This window comes from Mariniflexile aquimaris (assembly GCF_042676825.1).
Lineage (GTDB): Bacteria > Bacteroidota > Bacteroidia > Flavobacteriales > Flavobacteriaceae > Mariniflexile > Mariniflexile aquimaris.
Window position 1 is genome coordinate 958475 of sequence record NZ_JBHTIB010000002.1, and the last position, 17961, is coordinate 976435.

Annotated in this window: 11 protein-coding genes and 1 pseudogene; 7 read left to right on the forward strand and 5 right to left on the reverse strand. The window is 35.3% G+C overall.

Features of this window, described 5'->3' with window-relative positions; genetic code table 11:
- Window position 1: 1 nt before the first annotated feature.
- The 4 genes from ACFQ0I_RS04300 to gltB all read right to left on the reverse strand — a co-directional run bounded on the left by ACFQ0I_RS04300 (window position 2) and on the right by gltB (window position 8090).
- Window positions 2-1594 carry a SulP family inorganic anion transporter gene (locus ACFQ0I_RS04300; RefSeq protein WP_379939682.1) on the reverse strand — a complete coding sequence of 531 codons (1593 nt, stop codon included), beginning with the start codon at window positions 1592-1594 and terminating at the stop codon, window positions 2-4.
- An 87-nt stretch (window positions 1595-1681) separates the two neighbouring features.
- Window positions 1682-1978 carry a hypothetical protein gene (locus ACFQ0I_RS04305; RefSeq protein ID WP_379939684.1) on the reverse strand — a complete coding sequence of 99 codons (297 nt, stop codon included), beginning with the start codon at window positions 1976-1978 and terminating at the stop codon, window positions 1682-1684.
- 129 nt (window positions 1979-2107) lie between these two features.
- Window positions 2108-3571, reverse strand: coding sequence for a glutamate synthase subunit beta (locus ACFQ0I_RS04310; RefSeq protein WP_379939686.1), 1464 nt, complete (start codon window positions 3569-3571; stop codon window positions 2108-2110).
- 4 nt (window positions 3572-3575) lie between these two features.
- Window positions 3576-8090, reverse strand: coding sequence for a glutamate synthase large subunit (gene gltB / locus ACFQ0I_RS04315; RefSeq protein WP_379939688.1), 4515 nt, complete (start codon window positions 8088-8090; stop codon window positions 3576-3578).
- Window positions 8091-8555: 465 nt separating this feature from the next.
- Here gltB and ACFQ0I_RS04320 point away from each other — a divergent pair.
- The 7 genes and pseudogenes from ACFQ0I_RS04320 to ACFQ0I_RS04350 all read left to right on the forward strand — a co-directional run bounded on the left by ACFQ0I_RS04320 (window position 8556) and on the right by ACFQ0I_RS04350 (window position 14963).
- Window positions 8556-9573: pseudogene (locus tag ACFQ0I_RS04320) on the forward strand (porin).
- Window positions 9574-9667: 94 nt separating this feature from the next.
- A complete protein-coding gene (locus ACFQ0I_RS04325; protein ID WP_379939690.1) occupies window positions 9668-10969 on the forward strand; it encodes an ammonium transporter in 1302 nt (433 codons plus the stop codon).
- Window positions 10970-11114: 145 nt separating this feature from the next.
- Window positions 11115-11453, forward strand: a complete 339-nt coding sequence (locus ACFQ0I_RS04330; RefSeq protein ID WP_379939692.1) for a P-II family nitrogen regulator — start codon at window positions 11115-11117, stop codon at window positions 11451-11453.
- A 33-nt stretch (window positions 11454-11486) separates the two neighbouring features.
- Window positions 11487-12728: an ammonium transporter gene (locus tag ACFQ0I_RS04335; RefSeq protein ID WP_379939694.1), complete on the forward strand. Its 1242-nt coding sequence runs from the start codon at window positions 11487-11489 to the stop codon at window positions 12726-12728.
- A 163-nt stretch (window positions 12729-12891) separates the two neighbouring features.
- A complete protein-coding gene (locus tag ACFQ0I_RS04340) occupies window positions 12892-13230 on the forward strand; it encodes a P-II family nitrogen regulator (RefSeq protein WP_379939696.1) in 339 nt (112 codons plus the stop codon).
- Between the two features lie 25 nt (window positions 13231-13255).
- Window positions 13256-14482 carry an ammonium transporter gene (locus tag ACFQ0I_RS04345; RefSeq protein ID WP_379939698.1) on the forward strand — a complete coding sequence of 409 codons (1227 nt, stop codon included), beginning with the start codon at window positions 13256-13258 and terminating at the stop codon, window positions 14480-14482.
- A gap of 142 nt (window positions 14483-14624) precedes the next feature.
- Window positions 14625-14963, forward strand: a complete 339-nt coding sequence (locus ACFQ0I_RS04350; protein WP_379939700.1) for a P-II family nitrogen regulator — start codon at window positions 14625-14627, stop codon at window positions 14961-14963.
- A gap of 85 nt (window positions 14964-15048) precedes the next feature.
- Here ACFQ0I_RS04350 and ACFQ0I_RS04355 read toward each other — a convergent pair whose 3' ends face one another.
- Window positions 15049-17637 (reverse strand): phosphoenolpyruvate carboxylase, encoded by a 2589-nt coding sequence (locus ACFQ0I_RS04355; protein ID WP_379939702.1) that lies wholly within the window; start codon window positions 17635-17637, stop codon window positions 15049-15051.
- Window positions 17638-17961: the final 324 nt, after the last annotated feature.

A 17961-nucleotide genomic window follows, 5' to 3' on the forward strand; every position in this document is an offset into this window, starting at 1 on the left:
TTTAACTTAAACTTAATTCTGATTTCGGTCTTTGATTAAAGAATTCTATAAAACTTTCCGGATTTTCAACAATACCTCGTTTAGAAACTAACTTGATATCGATGTGTCTTTCTTTTGCTTTATATAGAAAATCTTCTAATATTTCGATAACATCGTTGTCCAAATACCTAGTTTTTATCAGATTGATTTCTAAATAAGTATCTCGTGGCAAACTATCCAATTCTTTTAGAATAGCACCTTTGTTAAAAAAGGTAACTTCTTCAGCAAGGGTCATTTTTATTTTATGTTTCCCGTTACTTTTATCTTCAATATGAAGAAAGTGAGAGTTTTGGTAGCTTTTTAATAAAATAACTACAATACCAACTAAAAGCCCTAAACTGATGCCTACTAATAAATCTGTAAAAATGATACCAACTACGGTTGCGAAAAATGGAACCCACTGTTTCCAACCTAAATTGTACATTTTTTTGAATAAAGACGGTTTAGCTAGTTTATACCCTACTACCAATAAAATGGCGGCTAGTACCGATAACGGAATCATGTTAAGCAAGCGTGGAATTAATATTACTGATACTAATAAAAGAAAGCCATGAAAGATGGTTGATAATTTGCTTTTGCCTCCAGACTGTACATTTGCAGAACTTCTTACAATTACTTGGGTAATTGGTAAACCGCCAATCAAGCCAGAAACGATATTTCCAGCACCTTGTGCAAATAGCTCTCTATTGGTAGGTGTAACGTTTTTTTCTGGATCTAGTTTATCTGAAGCCTCCACACACAATAAAGTTTCTAAACTTGCCACTAGGGCGATGGTAAAAGCAACAACCCAAACTTCAGTATTGGTAATGACAGCAAAATTTGGAAAACTAAATTGATTAAAAAATGAGGTAGCATCTTCTGGGATCGGCACACTAACCAAGTGTTTTGGTAAAATGGATAAACCAGTATTGCCACTTGTTACAAAAACATAAATAATTCCGATTACTACAGCCACTAAAGGTCCTTGTATTACTTGAAAAAATTTCGCTTTTTTAGAAAGTACTAAATCCCAAAACAGAATGATAGTTAATCCAATAGCTCCAATTAATAGTGATCCTAAAGTAATATTGTTAGTAATGTTTAATATGGCGCTAAAGGTATTTTCACCTGATGCTGCCATAAAGCTATCCGCCCCAGTTGGTTCGGCATCATAGCCAAAAAAATGTGGAATTTGTTTTAAGATGATAATGATTCCAATCCCGGTAAGCATGCCTTTAATAACCGACGACGGAAAATAATAACCAATTACTCCAGCCTTGAGTATTCCAAATATGATTTGGATGATACCTGCTATTACTACCGCTACTAGAAAATTTTGATAACCGCCTAAAGCGCCAATGGCAGTTAGTACAATGGCAGCTAAACCTGCGGCTGGTCCGCTTACGCCCACTTTAGAGCCACTTAATCCTCCAACAACAATTCCTCCAACAATTCCAGCTATTACTCCTGAAAAGAGTGGTGCTCCACTGGCAAGAGCGATTCCTAAACATAATGGTAAGGCAACAAAAAATACAACGATACTTGCAGGCAAGTCGTTTTTAATAGTTTTAAACATATTATAATAATTTTTTACCCTTTGAGTATAGTCAAAAGGTGTTAAACGTGAAATTTAGATTTTTCAAAAAATCTATAAAGCCGAAAATTATAATATGATGTGTTCCGGGGGCGGGGAAATTAAATTGAGATGCGGTTTTGGATAGGTTTTAAATCTATAACTAAAAAACTGAGAACTCTTTAAGTTGAAGTGTGAAACGGTTTCACTTGAAACTAACGAAAAAGGCGACACAACGCTCTTTACTTTACCATTTTCTTCTTCTTCTGTTATAGAATAAAATATAGAAGTATCAATAGTATCATCTAATGCAACAATTACTGAAGGCGCAATAATAAGCGCCATAAATAGTGTTGTAAAAAATATTGCTATTGCCTTTTTATGCATCTAATTTTTTTATTAAAAAGCCAAATATAAAAATTACGGGCTCTTAAAAGTGTTAAATAAAGTTTAAATTAATTTAAAATGAAAACTCCTTTTTATGCAAATAAAAAGGAGTTTTGCGGTTTTTGTATTTTATAAAGCAACTAAATCGCCTGCTTCATTTTTTGTAGGCAAATCTGATTTGCCCATTAAATAAATATCAACTTGTCGTGCAGCTTCTCTACCTTCAGAAATCGCCCAAACGATTAAGGATTGTCCTCTGCGCATATCACCTGCAGTAAATATATTAGGAATATTGGTTTGGTATTTACCATATTCTGCTTTATAGTTAGAACGCGCATCTTTCTCCAATCCTAATTGATCTGCAATGGTGCTTTCAGGACCTGTAAAACCTAATGCTAATAAAGCTAAATCGCATGGCCATGTTTTTTCGGTGCCTTCAATTTCAATTAATTGCGGACGTTGTCCTGGTACCATTTTCCAGTCGACATTAACCGTTTTTAAAGCGATTAATGTACCGTTTTCATCTTTTATAAACTCTTTAGTGTTTATTAACCAGTTTCTTTCAACACCTTCTTCGTGGGATGACGATGTTTTTAACTGTAATGGCCAATAAGGCCAAGGCGTTTGAGGAGAACGATGCCCTGGTGGTTTTGGCATAATCTCGAAATTCACAACCGATTTAGCGCCTTGTCTGTTTGATGTGCCAACGCAGTCTGAACCCGTATCTCCACCACCAATAACAATGACATTTTTATTGGTCGCTAATACTTGATCTTTAACTTCTTTACCAAATACAACTTTAGTTTGTTGCGTTAAGAAATCCATAGCTTGTACCACGCCATCTGCATCTGCTCCTGGGGTTGGTAAACCTCTTCTTTCGGTAGCACCACCGCATAAAACTACGGCATCAAACTTTTTCAATTGTTTAACATCGTAATTAACGCCTACGTTTACATTCGTTTTAAAAGTAATGCCTTCGGCTTCTAAAATGGTAACTCTTCGATCTATGATACCTTTTTCCATTTTAAAATTAGGAATACCGTAGCGAAGTAATCCACCAACTTCATCATCTCTTTCAAAAACAGTTACGGTATGGCCAGCTCTATTTAATTGTTGTGCGGCAGCTAATCCAGCTGGTCCTGAACCTACAATAGCAATGGTTTTACCAGTTCTTGATTTTGGAGGTTGCGGTTTTATCCAGCCTTCTTTAAAGGCACGTTCCACAATATTTTTTTCTATAGTTTCGATTGAAACGGGGTCTGCGATAATACCTAAAACACACGATTTTTCACATGGTGCAGGACATAAACGACCCGTAAATTCTGGAAAATTGTTTGTGGAATGTAATATCCAACTCGCTTTTTGCCATTCACCTTGGTGTACCATATGATTGAAATCTGGTATAAGATTTCCTAGAGGGCAACCACTGTGGCAAAAAGGTATGCCACAATCCATACAACGCGACCCTTGATGTTTTAGTTCGGTTTCGCTTAAAGGAATGGTAAATTCATTATAATTTTTTACGCGTTCTTCTACGGGCGCGTTTTTTTCATCTTGTCTTTCAAATTCTTTAAATCCTGTTACTTTTCCCATGACACTATGCTGTTGTTAATTCTTCTACCATTTGTTCTTCTGTTTCTAAACGTTTTAATGCACGTTTGTATTCGGTAGGCATTACTTTTACAAAATTTTTCAAACTAGTTTCCCAATTTGCTAATAATTCTTTACCTCGGTTGCTATTCGTATAACTCACATGATTTTCAATCATACTTCTTAAATCATCGGCATCTTCATTTAATACCTGCTCGAATTCAATAGATTCCGTATTACATAATCCGTTGGTAAATTTATTTTCCGGATCGTATACATAAGCAATTCCGCCACTCATACCCGCTGCAAAGTTTCGTCCTGTTTTACCAAGAACCACCACTTTTCCACCAGTCATATATTCGCAACCATGGTCTCCTACGCCTTCTACTACGGCAATAGCGCCTGAGTTACGTACTGCGAAGCGTTCTCCAGCAATACCGTTAATGTACGCTTGACCTTGAATTGCGCCAAACAAACAAACATTACCTACAATAATATTGTTTTCGGCAATAAAATCTGCTTTCGCAGGTTTCTTAACAATTAATTTTGCACCAGATAAGCCTTTACCTAAATAATCGTTGGTATTACCTTCAATTGTAAATGTTAAGCCATTAGCGCCAAAAGCACCAAAACTTTGTCCGGCAGATCCTGTAAAGTTAATATTTAACGTATCTTCTGGTAAGCCTAAATGGCCATATACTTTAGAGATTTCGTTACTAACAATGGCTCCTACCGTACGATTTGTATTGTGAATAGGATATTCCAAAGTCATTTTTTCTTTACGGTATAAGGCTCTGTGTGAATCTTTTAATATTTTAAAATCGAGAACATCGTCTAAATTATGATCTTGAGTTTCTGTATTTCTAACAATTAAATGTTTATAAGCTTCTGGTCTGTGTAAAATAGCAGACAAGTCTAAACCTTTTGCTTTATAATGCGTAATTGCTTTATTAGCATTTATTTTATGAGTTTGTCCAACCATTTCGGCTAAAGTTCTAAACCCTAATTGTGCCATGATACCTCTTAATTCTTCAGCAATGTAATAGAAGAAATTAATAACGTGTTCTGGTGTGCCTTTAAAGTTTTTACGTAACTCTTTATCTTGAGTTGCAATACCTACCGGACAAGTATTTAAATGACATTTGCGCATCATAATACATCCAGAGGCTACCAGAGGTGCTGTGGCAAAACCAAATTCTTCAGCTCCTAATAAAGCGGCAATGGCCACATCTCTACCAGTTTTTAACTGTCCGTCGCATTCTACAACAATTCTACTTCTTAAATTGTTTAATACTAGTGTTTGTTGTGCTTCGGCAAGACCAAGTTCCCAAGGTAAGCCAGCATGTTTTAAAGACGTTAATGGAGAAGCTCCAGTACCACCATCGTAACCTGCAATAAGTACGACATCGGCTTTTGCTTTTGCTACACCGGCTGCAATGGTACCAACACCTACTTCAGATACTAATTTTACATTAATTCTGGCATCTCTATTGGCATTTTTTAAATCGAATATTAATTGTGCCAAATCTTCAATAGAATAAATATCGTGATGCGGCGGCGGTGAAATTAAACCTACAAATGGTGTTGAATTTCGTGCTGCTGCAATCCATGGTAATACTTTTTCGCCAGGTAACTGTCCACCTTCACCAGGTTTTGCACCCTGTGCCATTTTAATTTGAATTTCTCTGGCATTGGTTAGGTAGTGTGATGTTACTCCAAATCTACCAGAGGCTACTTGTTTAATAGCCGAGTTTCTGCTGTCACCGTTCGAATCTGGATGGAAGCGTTTTCTGTCTTCACCACCTTCACCTGAGTTCGATTTACCACCAATACGATTCATGGCAATCGCAAGATTTTCGTGCGCTTCTCTAGAAATAGACCCGTAAGACATTGCTCCTGTTTTGAAACGTTTTACAATTTCGGTCCAAGGTTCTACTTCATCTATCGAAATAGGGTCTAAGTTATCAAATTCAAACAATCCACGAATGGTCATTAAATTTTCGGCTTGTTCGTTTACTGCCTTGGCATAAACATCATAACTTGCCTGATCGCTTAATCTAACAGCTTGTTGTAATTTTGCTACCGTAGTTGGGTTAAACATATGGCGTTCGCCACCACGTCTCCATCTGTAATCGCCACCAATATTTAATCCTAATCGTTTGTCAATTAAATTATCTGGGTATGCGTATTTATAACGTTCGGTAATTTCTTTTTCTATTTCATACAAACCAATACCTTCAATTCTAGAAGTGGTGTATGGGAAATATTTTTCTACAAAGGCAGAATTGAATCCTACAATTTCAAAAATCTGAGAACCTCTATACGAATGCAGCGTAGAAATTCCGATTTTATTCATAATTTTTAAAATCCCTGAACCAATCGCTTTGTTGAAATTGGTAACAGCTTTGTCTTCATCCATGCCTTTTATGAAACCTTCTTTTACTTGCGCTCTGATGATTTCATTCACCATATAAGGGTTAATAGCACTAGCGCCATAACCAAATAAGGTGGCAAAATGATGCGGTTCGCGTGGTTCTGCCGATTCGATAATGATATCGAAATAAGAACGTTTGCGCAGGCGGTTTAATTGGTGATTTACATAAGAACAAGCCAACAATGCCGGAATAGGTGCAAAATCTTTATTAACACCTCTGTCTGATAATATAATAATATTAACACCATTGTCTATTGCTTTTGAAACTTGCGTGATCATATTCTCTAAAGCATCTTCTAAGCCATTAAGACCTTGAGCTTTAGGGTAAAGCATGTGGATAGTTTCTGCTTTGAAACTTTCAATAGAAATGGTTCTAATTTTTTCTAAATCGGCATTAGAAATTACCGGATTTTGAATTCTTAATTTTCTACACTGTCGTTTCGTGATGCTAAAAATATTTCGGTCTTTCCCTAAATTTAAAGCAATATCTGTTACGATTTCTTCTCGAATACCATCTAATGGCGGGTTTGTAACTTGTGCAAATAACTGTTTAAAGTAGTTTGGTATAAGTTGCGGACGGTCTGATAGCACCGCTAAAGGCGTATCTGTTCCCATCGATCCTAAAGCTTCTTTTCCAGAAATGGCCATTGGCGTAATAACATCCTGTATATCTTCGAACGTATAATTAAATAAACGTTGTCTGGTTTTTACATCAATGGTTTCTATTGGGCAAGTTTCGTTGGTATATGGTACATCTTTTAGGTGCAAACGTGTTTCGTCTAACCATTTTTTATAAGGTCTTTCAGAAACAATTTTGCTTTTTATTTCTTCATCTTCAATAATACGACCAGCGTTCATATCAACCAAGAACATTTTTCCTGGTTCGAGTCTCCCGTGTCTTTCAACATCTTCAGGGTCTATATCAACAACTCCTATTTCAGAAGACATGATAATTTTACCGCTTTTTGTAACCGTATATCTTGAAGGTCTTAAACCGTTTCTGTCTAATAAGGCTCCAATGTAATCGCCGTCTGTAAATGGTACAGATGCCGGACCATCCCAAGGCTCCATAATACAACAGTTGTATTCGTAAAATGCTTTACGTTCTGGCGACATGGTTTTGTGTTTTTCCCATGCTTCCGGAATCATCATCATCATTATTTCTGGGAGCGATCTGTCGGTGTGTGTTAATAATTCAACCACCATATCCATTGATGCAGAATCTGATTTCCCTGGTAATATGATTGGAAATAACTTTTCTATTTGAGGTCCAAAAACTTCACTTTTCATAATCTCTTCACGAACGCGCATTCTACTTACGTTTCCGCGAAGGGTATTAATTTCACCATTTTGACACATAAAGCGGAAAGGTTGTGCCAATTCCCAAGTAGGCATGGTGTTAGTGGAGAAACGTTGATGAACCAACGCTAAACGAGTTACTAAGTCGATTTGTTGTAAATCTGTATAATAAGGCCCAATGTCTTCGGGCATTATAATTCCTTTATATATAAGGGTGGTTGTAGATAAACTAGGCACATAAAAGTAACCACTTTCAGAAATTCGTGAGTTTCTAATAGTATGTTCGGTTATTTTACGTGCAGCGTATAATTTTGCTTTAAAAATGGCTTCGGTAATGTCTTCGGTTTTTGCAACAAATAGTTGCTCGATTAGAGGTTCTGAAGCTAAAGCGATTTCACCAAGTTGCGATGAATCTACTGGCACTTTTCTCCATCCTAGTATAGCAAGTCCTTGCGCTTTTATTTCTTTTTCGAAAATGTTTTTACAAAACGTATATTGATTGAACGTTTTTGGTAAAAATACCATCCCTACAGCATACTCTCTAGGCGCTGGAATGCTAAATTGGCAAACGCGATTAAAATATTCATGAGGAATATCTATTAATAAACCAGCACCATCACCCGTTTTTCCATCAGCACTTACACCACCACGGTGTTCTAACTTCACAAGAATCTCTAACGCATCATGAATGATCTGATTTGTTTTTTCTCCTTTTAGATTACAAATAAAACCTGCTCCACAATTTTCGTGTTCAAATTCAGGCGAATACATTCCTTGTTTCTTCAGCATAATCAACAAATATTGGTTTAAAATTTTGAGTTGGAACGCTAAGATATGACCTAGTTTTTGAAATACAATAGAGGGTAATTGATTATTTCGATTTTAGAAGTGAAGTCGAGCTTAAAATAATTATATATCAATAATACAGAGATTTTTTAATAAATATTCAATCGCTATATATAAGGTATAAATAACGTATTTGTGAAATTGTTATAATAAATGTGTGTATTAATAGAAATAATAGCATTAAAACGAGAAAAATACTGACAATTATTCAATTTCGACATTTGTTAAAAATTCAAAAAATCAAAATAATTTAAGGATACCACTAAAAAAATAGGGTAAAAACTAGAATATCGATAAAAATAAACTTTATACCCCTATTTTTTAAGGGGGTTTAAAACTTTTTGATATACATTTGGGTCATTCTTAAGGAACAAACCAAAAAAATTAATAACTTAAAAATTAAACATTATGAAAAAATTAATAACACTTTCAATGCTTCTAATGGGATCGGTATTATTTGCGCAGGAAGCGACGGAAGCGCCAAAATTTACTTTAAGTGGTAGTATTGATGCTTATTATAGAGCTAATTTTAATGCTCCAAATGATGAATTTGCACAAGCGCCAGGATCATCATTTGCTAATTTACCAGGTTTTGCTTTAGGTATGGCCAATGTAGTTGCTTCTTACGAAGGAGAAAAAGTTGGTTTCGTTGCCGATTTAGTATTTGGTCCAAGAGGAACAGGCTATTTTTGCTTCTCCAATGTATTCTGCAACTGGAAATATTGTTAATCAGTTATATGCTTACTGGAATGTAAGTGAAAGCGTGAAATTAACAATGGGTAACTTTAATACCTTCTTAGGGTATGAAGTAATTTCTCCTGTTGCTAACTTTAACTACAGTACATCTTATTTATTCTCTTACGGACCTTTCAGTCATACAGGTTTAAAAGCAGATTTTGCTTTGAGTGATGACTTTAGCTTAATGTTGGGTGTGATGAATGATACTGATGCAACTGAATTTAATCCAACTGGCGATTATGCATTTGGTGCACAATTAGGTTACAAAGGCCAATTCTTAAATTTATTAGTAGATCCTTCTTTCACTGAAATTGATTTCACTGGTGGATTTGATTTATCTGATTCATTCTTTTTAGGAATTAACGCTGCTTACTTAACAATAGAAAATGACGGTGGAGGTTTTGCAGGTGCTGCTTTATATCCACAATATGCTGTGTCTGATACCTTTACTTTAGGATTAAGAGGTGAGTATTTTGTAGAAGATGGTGATTTTGGAGCTATAGGTACTGGTGTTGCAGATTCTAGTGTATTTGCTACAACTTTAACAGGTAGTTTTTCTATTGATAACTTAACTATCAAACCAGAGATTCGTTTAGATTCTGCTTCTGATGATGCTTTCTTAGATAATGATTTTGCTGGACAAAAAAGCTTAAGCTCATTTGTTTTAGCTGCTATCTATTCTTTCTAATTAGAAGGACGAAAAAATATTTCACATAGTGGGCAATTGAATACTAATTGTTCGATTGCCCACTTTTTTATCTAACCCTAAAAAATTAATTATTATGTCTTTATTAAATATCTCTCTTTTAATTCAAGATACCACCGCTATTGATGCATTAGCAGAATCGGTTAAAGGTGATATGGGAATGCTTTGGATGTTAATATCTGGTATTCTTGTATTCTTTATGCAGGCTGGATTCTTCTTAGTTGAATCTGGAATGACAGATTCTAAGAATGCTGTTAACATAGCGATGAAAAATTTCCTTGATATTGCGGTAGGCTCTCTAGCTTTCTGGTTTATTGGGTATTCTTTAATGTATGGCGCCGACCAAGGTGGCGGGTTCTTCCACTGGGGAGGCTTTACATTTTCTCAAGGTGCTGCCGATTTATTCTTTCAAACAGTATTTGCTGCTACTGCTGCTACTATTGTTTCTGGAGCTATCGCCGGAAGAACCAAATATACAACCTATGCAATCTTTAGTATTATTTTAACGGCACTTATCTATCCAATCGCTGGTGGTTGGGAATGGAATGGTGGCTGGTTAAATACAGCATCATTTATGCCTGCTGAATTTATTGACTTTGCAGGATCTTCTATTGTTCACTCTGTTGGAGGATGGGCTGCTTTAGTTGCTGCATGGTTAGTAGGACCAAGAATTGGTAAATTCCTTGATGGGAAACCGGTTGAAATGCATGGTCACAACCAAATGTATGCTACTTTAGGGGTGTTTATCCTTTGGTTAGGATGGTTTGGTTTTAATGGTGGTTCTCAATTAGCTTGGGGTGGCGACGATTCTGCAGCTGCTTCTCAAGTAGTACTTGTAACAAACTTAGCTGCTTCGGCTGGTGCAATTGCTGCATTATTGTTTACTTGGATTAAAATGGGAAAACCAAATTTAGGAATGACTTTAAATGGTGCACTTGCTGGTCTTGTAAGTATTACGGCTGGATGTGGTAATATGGGCGAAGGTGGTGCTATATTAGCTGGTTTAATTGGTGGTATTCTTGTGGTACTTTCAATTGGATTTGTAGAAAAAACTTTAAAAATTGATGATGCTGTAGGCGCTATTTCTGTACACGGTGTTGCTGGAGCATGGGGTACCTTAGTTATTGGACTTTGGGGTGTAGATGGTGATACTGGAATTGGACTATTTAATGGTGGAGGCGCTGCTCAATTAGGTGCGCAAGCTATTGGTGTTATTGCCTATGCATTATGGGCTGTGGTAACATCGTTCATATTTTTATACATCATGAAAGTAACTGTTGGATTAAGAGTTACCGAAGAAGAAGAAATTGCAGGTCTTGATATTTCTGAACATGGATCTTTAGCTTATCCAGGTAAGAGACAAAGAGAAATAGAATAAACTGTTTTATAAATAAAAAATCGAGAAAAGCCTTATTAGTTTTAATAAGGCTTTTTTGGTGGTTAAAACCAAAATTATTTAAAACCCAAAAGCTTTTAAAGATTTATTGAATTTGAATATAACATTAAATAAATATATACTTATTATGAAAAAAATCGAAGCAATTATTAGAAAATCAAAATATCGTGTAGTGCAAGAAGCTCTGCATGCTGTTGGGGTTAATTTTTTCTCTTACTGGGACGTTACTGGTTTGGGAAATGAAAAAGAAGGTCATGTTTACCGCGGAATATCCTATAGTACAAGTGATATTCAGCGTAGGTACTTATCCATTGTTGTTAATGATGATTTTGAAGCAATAACAGTACAAACGATTCTTGAATCGGCATCAACCGGAGAGGTTGGTGATGGTAAATTATTCGTATCAGACATTACGGAATGTTACAGAATAAGAACCGGAGAAAAAGGAGGGGAAACCTTAAGATAAGTTGTTAAAATAATCATATAAAATATTTTAATCATGGAAGAAATAGTAAAAAATATAGCCGAAATAAATGGTGTATTAGACATTATGTGGATATTAATTGCAGGGGCATTGGTGTTCTTTATGCAAGCTGGATTTACACTTGTAGAAACTGGATTTACAAGATCTAAAAATACCATCAATATTATTATGAAAAACTTAATGGACTTTTGTATTGGGTCTGTTGGGTTTTGGTTAATTGGTTATGCACTTATGTATGGTGCAGATATAGGAAGTTTTATTGGAACTCCACAAATATTTTTTAATGATGCAGGCGAAATGCATAATTTATTCTTTCAAACCGTTTTTTGTGCCACTGCGGCGACTATTGTGTCGGGTGCTATAGCCGAAAGAACCAAATTTACAACCTATTTGGTGTTTTCGTTAACAATGACGGTGCTTATCTATCCGGTGTCTGGGCATTGGGTGTGGCAAGGTGATGGTTGGTTAACAGATCTTGGGTTTATAGATTTTGCTGGTTCTAGTGTGGTTCACTCTGTAGGTGGTTGGGCTGCCTTGGTTGCTGCAGCTTTAGTGGGGCCTCGAATTGGGAAATACACCAACGGAAAGTCTAATGCCATACCTGGTCATAGTATATTGTTAGGGGCATTAGGGGTGTTTATTCTTTGGATAGGCTGGTATGGTTTTAACGGTGGTTCTCAATTAGCAATTTCTGGAGATAACGTAACATCAGTATCGAATATAATAATTACAACAAATTTGGCTGGTGCAGCAGGAGCCCTTGCGGCAATGTTTTACACCTGGATAAAATATGGTAAGCCAGACGCTTCTATGACTTTAAATGGTGTGCTTGCAGGTTTGGTTGGTGTAACCGCTGGTTGTGCGGCTGTCGATAATTTTGGTGCTACAGCCATTGGTATTATCTGCGGAATTTTGGTAGTTGTGTCTATAGAGTTTGTAGATAAAAAATTGAAAGTGGACGACCCTGTAGGGGCGGTTTCGGTACACGGCGTTTGTGGTGCGGTAGGAACATTATGCGTTGGTTTATTTGCTATTGATGGCGGATTGTTTTACGGCGGCGGCTTTAAACAATTAGGCGTTCAGGCAATAGGTGTATTAGGCATTGGACTATGGGCTGTTGTGGCTTCTTTCGTTGTGTTGTTTATTCTTAAGAAGGTTATGGGATTACGTGTTTCTGAAAAAGAAGAAGTTGAAGGTCTCGATATTCACGAACATGGCATGGAAGCTTATCCAGATTTTAGATTAAACGAACATTAGCAATATCATATTTATTGAATAATACGATTTTTGAAAAGGGATCCTTAATAATTTAGGGGTCCTTTTGCTTTTTTTTCATTTTTCTGAACTTACCCCCTTGAATTTTACCCCCTTTTTAAATTTATTTTTATTTTTGGGTTTTCAAATTTAAAATTATAATCTAATGAAGAAAATTGAAGCGATTATTAGAAAGTCAAAATATCGTGTGGTCAGAGATGCATTGCATGAGGTTGGAGTCAACTTTTTCTCCTACTGGGATGTAACCGGAATAGGGAACGAAAAGGAAGGACATGTGTACAGAGGTGTGTCTTATAGTACAAGTGATATTCAACGCAGATATTTATCAATCGTTGTGAATGATGATTTTGAAGAAGCGACTATTCAGGCCATTCTTAAATCGGGAGGCACTGGAGAAGTTGGCGACGGAAAAATATTTGTTTCCGAAATAAAAGAATGCTACAGAATACGAACAGGCGAAAAAGGCGGTAATACTTTAAAATAATAATCCTTTAAAAAAATAATATATCATGGAATTACTTACAATAAATAATGTATGGATGATGATCTGTACAGCTCTTGTGTTTTTTATGCACTTAGGGTTCTCTCTTTTAGAAATAGGACTAACAAGACAAAAAAACACCATAAACATCTTATTTAAAAACATTTTTATCATTACAATTGGGTTGCTACTTTATTGCTTAGTAGGATTCAATTTAATGTATCCTGGAGAATTTAACGGGTTTTTAGGATTTGCAGGTTTTGGACTTGATTCGCCATTAACTGCTGAAGGTACTTTGGATTTAGCCTATAACGAAGGGTATACTTACTGGACCGATTTCTTGTTCCAAGGGATGTTTGCCGCTACCGCTGCTACCATTGTTTCTGGAGCAGTTGCAGAACGTGTTAAAATTTTACCGTTTATGATCTTTACAGTAATATATGTAGGTTTAGTTTACCCAATTGCCGGTTCTTGGAAATGGGGTGGTGGATTTTTAGATCAAATGGGCTTTTATGATTTTGCTGGTTCTACACTAGTACACTCTGTAGGTGGATGGGCAGCTGTTGTTGCCGTTTGTTTATTAGGCCCTCGTATTGGTAAATTTAAAGATGGAAAAGCGCAAGCAATTCCTGGTCATAACATCCCATTAGCTACTGCTGGTGTTTTAATTTTATGGTTAGGATGGTTCGGATTTAACGGAGGTTCTGTACTTTCAGCAGACCCAGAATTAACTTCAGTAACCTTAGTAACAACTTGTTTAGCTGCAGCAGCTGGTGGTGTGGTAGCTATGTTGGTTTCTACGGCTATGTACAAAAATTTAGACTTAACCATGTTCTTAAATGGTATTTTAGGAGGGTTAGTTGGTATCACAGCCGGAGCCGATGTTGTTAGTCCAACAAGTGCGGTTATTATTGGTGCTGTTGCTGGAGCTTTAATTGTTTTAGCTGTAAGTTTTATAGATAATAAATTAAAATTAGACGACCCAGTTGGTGCGATTGCAGTGCACTTAGTATGTGGAATCTGGGGAACATTAGCTGTAGGTATTTTTTCAACAAATCCAGATCATAGCTTCTTAACACAATTAATAGGTGTAGCTTGTTATGCAGCGTTCTGTTTAGCTACTGCTTTCATCATAATATTCACGCTTAAGAAAACTATGGGAATCCGAGTTTCTGAAAAAGAAGAGTTAGAAGGTTTAGATGGTTATGAGCACGGTATGGATGCATATCCTGATTTCAGGTTAAATGAACATTAATATTTAGTTTAGTTGATTCGAAAAGGATGTTTTGTTAATTTACAAAACATCCTTTTTTTTTGCAGTAACATGAAATAAGTATGCACTATATATTAATATTTCTTTATTTTTGAATAAACAAAAAAAATTAAAGAGTTATATAATGAAAAAAATAGAAGCAATAATTAGAAAATCTAAGTTTTTTGCAGTTAAAGACGCGCTTCATCAAGTTGGGGTTAACTTTTTTTCTTATTGGGATGTTACTGGGGTTGGTAATGAAAAGGAAGGGCATGTGTACCGAGGAATTTCTTATAGTACAAGCGATATACAACGTAGATATCTTTCAATAGTAGTAAATGATAGTTTTGAGGAAGCTACCATTCAAGCCATTCTTAAATCGGCAGCCACTGGCGAAGTAGGAGACGGCAAAATATTTGTATCAAATATTGAAGAGTCTTATAGAATTAGAACTGGCGCTAAAGGAGGAGATACTTTAAATTAACTTATTCATTACTCCATTTAGGGTATAAAAAAAATCGGCTGTCTTTTTAGGCAGCCGATTTTTTTATTCAATAATTTAAAAGTTATTACGCCGAATTTCTACTTGCGTTAATGTTACCAAAAAGAGAACGTGTAACTATTTTTTCAAATATTTTTATTTCCTCTTCGTTTGTAACCGGGTCTTTCTCCAATTCCTGAATTTTTTTAAGCGCATATTGTTGTATCGTAAGTAACGGAAGCACGATAGACTCTCTTACTGCAATAGAAGCTTTTCCAGAGGGTTCGTTTTCCATTAATTCTTTATAACCTGTAAGCTTTAATAATAATGCTTTGGTAGTAACATATTCGTTATAAATGATATTCCAGAAATCGCCAAACTCTTCGTCTTTAGACATGTATTTGGTTAAATCGAAAAAAGATTTCGACAATGCCATCATACTATTTTCTAACAATGTTTTAAAGAATTTAGAATTTTTGTAAAGTTGTTCTACTTTATAAAACTCACCATTGTCCTCATATTTTTTTAACGCTGTACCCACACCGTAGAATCCTGGAACGTTTTGTTTTAACTGACTCCAAGAACCCACAAAAGGGATGGCTCTTAAATCTGAAAAGACAAGCTTATCAGAGCTTCCTCGTTTTGATGGGCGACTCCCAATATTAGTTTTTGCATAATATTTTAAAGTACTCATGCGCTCCAAATAAGGAATAAACATCGCATGATTTTTAAAATCTTTATAGGCCTGGTAACTTGTATTGGCCAAATCGGTCATGACAATCTTATCGTCTGAAGACATTTCAAGTTTGTCCTTCCCTAATCTGTTAAACATACCAGAACTAATAAGCTGTTCTAGGTTATATTGTGAAGAATCTAAGGTTCCGAAATTAGAGCTAATAGTTTGGCCTTGAATGGTAAGTTGTACTTCTTTGTCTTCAATGTTTGGACCTAAAGAAGCATAAAACTGATGTGTTTTTCCACCTCCACGTGCTGGTGGTCCGCCACGACCATCAAAAAATATAGCCGTAACATCGTATTTACGAGACATTTCAGTTAATAACTCTTTGGCTCTGTAAATACCCCAGTTAGCCATTAAATAACCACCATCTTTAGTTCCGTCAGAAAAACCAAGCATAATGGTTTGTTTGTTACCTCGGCTCTTTAAATGAGCCATATATTCGGGGTTAGTATATAATTGCTCCATAACTTTTGGAGCGTTTTCTAAATCGGTAATGGTTTCAAATAACGGAACAACATCTACGGTTAATTGGTCGTTGAAAGCAACCATTTTAAGCATGGCAAAAAGTTGCATCACATTTAACGCCGTTTGATTGTTGCTTATAATATATCTATTAGCGCCACGTTCGCCATTATTTTCTTGAATAATTTTAATGCCTTCAATAGTTTTTAAGGTGTTATAAACCATTTCATCTTCAAAGGCTTCTATATCGATGTTTGCTGAACCTACTTTTGATAAAATATTTATTTGTTCATCTTCAGAAAGCTCGTGGTAGTTTTTCGGGAAATTTGCATTACCGTTTTTAATTAGATAGTCTATTACGGTGGTAAATACTGTATGGTGTATTCTACTGTCTTGTCTAATATCTAGAGTCGCAAAGTAGTAACCAAATAAATGTATTCTGTTTATTAGGTGGTTTATTTCAGAAACGTATAATGACTGAAATTCTGCAACCAATAGTTTTCTAATGCTTAATAATTCTGTTAAAAGCTCTTTTGCTGTTATAGCATCTGGATAATTTAAATCGATGCTGTAGTTGTATAAAATAGTCTCTAAGCGCACAATGCGTTCTTCTATACCTCTAAACGTAAGCTTACGTCTTAAATTTTTAAGATCGCCGTAGTATTTTTTTAATACCGCTTGTTTAAGCGAATCGGCAACTTTTAGTGTGGTGTCTGGTTTTACAAACGGATTCCCATCGCGGTCGCCACCTGGCCAAAAACCAATATTGATGATTTCATTATGTTTTTTGCTATCGTCGTAAATATTCTGCTGAATATAGTTGTAAATCTCACCAAAAGATTGATAAAATACATTTTCTAAATACCAGATTAAGCTTTTGGCTTCGTCGTACGGTGTTGGTTTTTCGTGTTTAAAAAACGGTGTTTTTCCTAATTGAGCAAATAAATCGTTAATACCAGAAAGGTTGTTTGTTTTAATCGCCTCGGTTAAATCGGTAATAATTCCAAGAACCGAACCAGGGTAAAATTGAGTTGGATGCGCCGTTAAAACAATACGCACTTTAAACTCTTCTAAATAACTTTGTAATTCTTCTAATTTGTTGTTAGATACAGCCGACTCTTTAAGATTCCTTAAAGTACCAATCCCTTCCATATTATTAACAACGGGGAAAGCGGCATCTTCAACAGCATCAAATAATACAACTTGTCTTTCAATGTATTGAATGAACCTGAAAAGCAAATTAATTTGACTTTGTTTCGTGCGTCGTGCTTGATATTTTTTAAAAAAAAGATCTACAATGGTTGTTGGGTCGTCTCCATTTGCGAATCCTTTTTGGCAGGTTTCATGAAATAAAGGAAGTAGTACCCCTGTTTTTGTTACGGAATCAAAAGGTAATGTCATAAATATACTGTTGTATATTTGATATTTTGATAAAACATGTTGATTAAATCGTGCTATTTTTGGTGCTACAGACATATTATAATTCTATTGAAAATTAAGCATAAAAGTAATGAAGCTTAAATTAATGAAGGCAGCCTTTTGTAAAATTTATTGATATTTTTTATTTCCCGAATTCTTATTAAGAATAATTAAATAAATTAATAGTTAAAGCCTAAAATTTATAATTAAAATACCAGTAGAATCCGTGAATTTAAAGTGAAATACAAAAGTTGGCTTGTTCTAAAGTATGACAAATGTCATATATCGTGTTCTTTTTAACTTATACCTTCGCCCTTTTATTTTGTTTAATCACTTGTAATACATGTAGTTTATATAAAATATTTATAAAAAAAACGAAAA